At 61.1% G+C, this 4,299-nt stretch carries 5 protein-coding genes; 3 read left to right on the top strand and 2 right to left on the bottom strand.

Annotated features, from left to right (window positions below; all coding sequences use genetic code 11):
* A partial coding sequence (locus Y707_RS33150) for an NAD(P)-binding domain-containing protein (protein WP_275451210.1) occupies window positions 1-128 on the bottom strand: 128 nt, incomplete at its 3' end.
* 138 nt (window positions 129-266) lie between these two features.
* Between Y707_RS33150 and Y707_RS0110680 the strand changes: the two genes are divergently transcribed.
* The 3 genes from Y707_RS0110680 to Y707_RS32165 all read left to right on the top strand — a co-directional run bounded on the left by Y707_RS0110680 (window position 267) and on the right by Y707_RS32165 (window position 3,093).
* Entirely contained in the window at window positions 267-1,172 is a 906-nt protein-coding gene (locus tag Y707_RS0110680) for a LysR family transcriptional regulator (RefSeq protein ID WP_026535085.1), read from the top strand.
* Between the two features lie 105 nt (window positions 1,173-1,277).
* Complete coding sequence (locus tag Y707_RS25085; RefSeq protein ID WP_051441873.1) at window positions 1,278-2,285, top strand: type IV toxin-antitoxin system AbiEi family antitoxin; 1,008 nt, start codon at window positions 1,278-1,280, stop codon at window positions 2,283-2,285.
* Window positions 2,266-3,093, top strand: a complete 828-nt coding sequence (locus Y707_RS32165; RefSeq protein WP_026535084.1) for a hypothetical protein — start codon at window positions 2,266-2,268, stop codon at window positions 3,091-3,093. The genes Y707_RS25085 and Y707_RS32165 overlap by 20 nt, the downstream gene beginning before the upstream one ends.
* Before the next feature lie 38 nt (window positions 3,094-3,131).
* On the opposite strand, the gene Y707_RS0110665 is transcribed toward Y707_RS32165, so the two are convergent.
* Window positions 3,132-4,253: a zinc-dependent alcohol dehydrogenase family protein gene (locus Y707_RS0110665; protein WP_026535083.1), complete on the bottom strand. Its 1,122-nt coding sequence runs from the start codon at window positions 4,251-4,253 to the stop codon at window positions 3,132-3,134.
* Window positions 4,254-4,299 lie beyond the last annotated feature (46 nt).

The raw sequence follows: 4,299 nt of genomic DNA, 5'->3' as shown, positions 1-4,299 counted from the left end.
CCTGCCTCGGCCGCGGCTACCGCTTCAGGGTTGAGGTCAAAGCCGCGGACGTCATACCCTGCCTTGACCATGTTTGCCGCCATGGGACCGCCCATGTTGCCCAGTCCGATCCATCCAGCTACAGCCATAACGTAAGCTCCCTCGCTTATTTGTGTTGCCATACAGCATTCTTTGCTATGACCACCATCACAGGCTGTTACAGTGCAATCAAGGGAAAAATTCACAGAGGCTATGTGCATCCATGCACATGAATGGGGTGGCGAAGAGTGGACTCGAAACGGTTTCCAAGTCCGGATGATCTACTCATCCTGCTAACCGTGGCGCGGCTGGGGCGGTTCAACGCTGTGGCCGAGGCGTTGGGCACCACGCACACCACGATTTCACGCCGGATCCTGGCCTTGGACAAGCAGTTGGGCGGGCGGACGCTGGAGCGCAGCCCACACGGTTGGGAGCTTACCGAATTGGGAAGCCAAGCGGTGAACGCGGCGGAAGCGATTGAGTCGACGCTGGGCTCACTGACCAACAGCATGACGCAGGATGGAGACAAACTCTCCGGGCTGGTGCGGATCAGCACGGTCGACGGGTTCGGCGCCGAGTTCGTCACGCCGGCCCTCGTGCGGCTGCAGCAGCAGAACCCTAAACTCCATGTGGAGATGTTCAGCGCCACCAGAAAGGTCAGCCAGAACCGGTCCGGCGTCGATCTTGAGGTGGTGGTGGGGCCTGCGAACGTCACCAATGCCCAAGCCATCTTCCTGACCAATTACTTCCTGCGGCTCTACGCCAGCGCCGAATACATCGCGGCGGAGGGCGCACCAGCCACGCTCGACGACGTCAAGCACCACGGATTTGTCAGCTACGTGGAATCAGCGCTGCAGGTGAACGAGCTGGGCCACGGTTCCTCGCAGCTTCCGATCCCGAAGGTCAGCTTACAGGCAACCAGCATTTTCGCCCAGGTCGAGGCGGTGCGCGCGCACGCAGGCATCGGGCTGCTGCCCAACTTCATAGTGCACGGTAAGCCGGACTTGGTTCCGGTGCTGCGCGACGACTTCCAGCGCCAGCTGCCGATCTGGGCTGTGGCCCGGCCGGAGTCGCTGCGCTCGGTGCTGGTACGCGCCGTCATTGAGGCCATCCAGCAGGAGGTGGCGGACCGGCAGGCTGTGCTAACGGCCTGACCTACACGCCTGTCGCGCCGAAAGCTGTGGTGTGCTGAGGCCTTGTTCAATTTTATGTTGTGTTCAGTTAGACTGAACAGAGGAAGAGACTGAACGAGGCCAAGGATGCATGAAATCACGCAGCACCTCCTGAACTGGCTGCAAACGTACGGCTTCGAGCTGGATGGCGCCAATAAGTTGGACCAGGCAATCTTCGGTGCGCCAGCCGACGCCACACTTATCCGCAGGGGCGCGGCGCAGAAATATCACCTGAAATATCTCCCCTCGATGACACTCACGCATCTAAGCCCGCTGAATGTGCAGGATCGCTCCATGTATCCGATGCTCGTGCTCGGCGACCATATTGGAGAACGAAGTTCCGCCGCATTTCGGGAGGCTGGTATCCAGTATCTCGACGCTGGGGGAAACACCTACCTGAACTTCGGTGACGTGATGATCGATGTGCGCGGACGTCGCGACAGCAGGCGAACTAAGCCCCATACTCCCGAAACCGAAACGAATCTATTCAGCGCCCGCCGCTCACAGGTCATCTTTGCACTGCTGGTGTGGCCAGGTTTGACGGATGGACCCCTGCGCGAGCTAAGCCGCATGGCCGGCGTATCTATAGGACTGGCACAGTCGACAATTAAGCTCCTGGATAAGACGGGATTCCTTCAGGACGCGAGCGTGCGACGTCTGCGGCATACGGTCGACCTTCTCGATCACTGGACCGCGGCCTATCCCACCGGGCTACTACCGACCCTCCAGATCCGGGAATTCTCGGGCGACATCGACGACATAAAGAGCATCGAGGGCGATGAGTCGCTGTATGTCAGCGGCGAATCTGCTGCCAAGGATCTGCTGCGCCCGGTCACCTTGACCCTGTATACGGAGGACCTCAACCCCCGGTTGCCGGCTATCAACCGGTGGCGGACCGACGGCCGCCCGAACATCTCCATCCGCCGCAAGTTCTGGACAGATCCCTACGTGGATTCAGGGCGAAACAACCCGGACAAGATCAAGCCGGTCCCGTCGCTGTTGATTTATGCAGACTTGATGGCATCCGGCGATTCTCGTCAGCGCGAGGCGGCGTTGCGGCTGCGGGAGGACCATATTGGATATATCGCGGATTGACCCGGCCGAACTCACCGCTATCGACGTAGTAGTCGAAGCCCTCACCAGCCTCGCCGACATCGACCCGAACAACATCATGGTCGTCGGAGCGCAATGCCGAAACATTCTTCACTCAGCGCACGGGCACACTTTTCCATTGCGAAGCACAGGCGACATTGACGTCGGAATAGCACTTTCGGACTGGTCCACATACACAGACCTCATCGGCCGCCTTACGCGCATTGGCCACTCTGGCATTCGGTACCTCGTCGAGGGCATACCCGTCGATCTCCTCCCGTTCGGGGACGTCGAGGACCCTACTGGAACAGACACTCCAGCGCAGCGTAAAGCCGCACTGAGCGTTTTCGCCTTCCGAGAGGTGTTTGAGCGCGCGCTGATTCTTCCGGTCGGAGCAAATCTCAAGGTGCGGATTCCCTCTCCTGCGGGTTACACCGCACTGAAAATGCACGCCTGGTGCCAAAGATCAATCGACTTTGATGATCGAGACGCCCCTGATCTCGCAACGGCTGCATTCTGGTATCAAGAATCCACGGAGGTCGCTGATCGGCTCTATACGACAAAAGAGGGGCAACAACTGCTTGAAGCAACAGGTTGGAATCTCTCTCATGCCTCAGCGAAACTTCTGAGTCGAGACATCACTGCTGAGATCGGGCTGGCGCGCACGAGCGAACTCAAGGAAGCATGGTCAAAAACCGATGTCGACTACCTGGCAACGCGATTCGGCACCGAAATCCTGCCTCATTGGCCCGACAACCGAGGTGAGCGAGGATTGATTGTCGATTGTCTCGGAAGTGCCATTCTGATCTGAATGAACATCACCCTCGAGTGTGAGAGTCTGGCCTCGCCCTACCCCGCGGTAAACAGCCGCCGCACCACGTGGCCGGCGGACAAGGCATCCAGGCCTTCATTGATTTCGGCGAGCGGTTTCGTATCCGAGTGCAACAGCTCGACCGGAAGCTTTCCCTCCCGCCAGTACTGCAGGTAGAGCGGAATGTCGCGGCCGGGAACGGCGTCGCCCATATAGGAACCCAGCAGCCGTTTACCGGCACCGGCAAACTGCAAGGCTGGAACGGTCAGCTCGGCGGAAGGATGCGGCAGTCCGACGGAGACGACGGCGCCGCCCCGTGTGACCAGGTCCAGGCAGGAGGCAATGACGCCGGCCGAGCCCACGGCTTCGATCGCAACATCAACGCCGTCGCCGGTGGCGCGGGCAATGAGTTGTGCAGCGTCGTCGGGCGTTCCGACATCTGTGGCGCCACAGTCCCGGGCCAGCTGATGCTTGCCCGCATTCGGGTCGATGGCGATGATGGTGCTTGCGCCCGCCAGCGATGCCGCCATGACGGAAGAGAGTCCGACGGCGCCGAGCCCGAAGACCACCACCGACTGGCCGGATTCGACGGCAGCCGTGTTGAGGACCGCGCCCATCCCGGTAAGGACCGCGCAACCAAACATCGCGCCGACGGTGTCTGGAACGTCGTCGTCAATCACCACTGCCGACTCCCGGGCCACCACCGCGTAATCGGCGAAGGCGGACACGCCGAGATGGTGGTTGATCCGTTCCCCTGCCCCGGTTTTCAGCAAGGCTCCACCGTGGAGAAGGTCACCCGACCCGTTCACTTCCGCCGCCCGGTGGCACAAGGCTGGGCGTCCCGCCGAGCAGGCCCGGCAATGGCCGCAGCTGGGAACGAACACCAGGATCACGTGATCGCCCACTTCGACGTCGTCGACGCCCTCCCCGACTGTGACGATCCTGCCGACCGCCTCATGTCCGAGCGCCATCGGCAATGGCCGGACGCGGGTGCCGTCCACGACTGACAGGTCCGAATGGCAGAGGCTGGAGTAGGTAATGGAAACGCCAAGTTCCCCCGCCCGCGGCTCCGGCCGGTCCAGATCTTCAAGCACCAGCGGCTGCGCCTCGGCGTAATTGGTCCCGGCGGGAACGGTCGAGTGCAGGACGGCGGCGCGCATAGGTCTTCCTTCGTAGTGAAACGGGTGCCCGGCCAGACTACGCGTC

The sequence above is a fragment of the Arthrobacter sp. H14 genome (genome assembly GCF_000520495.1).
Lineage (GTDB): Bacteria > Actinomycetota > Actinomycetes > Actinomycetales > Micrococcaceae > Arthrobacter_C.
The sequence above is the reverse complement of the archived record's forward strand: the minus strand, read 5'-3'. Positions and strand labels throughout refer to the sequence as shown.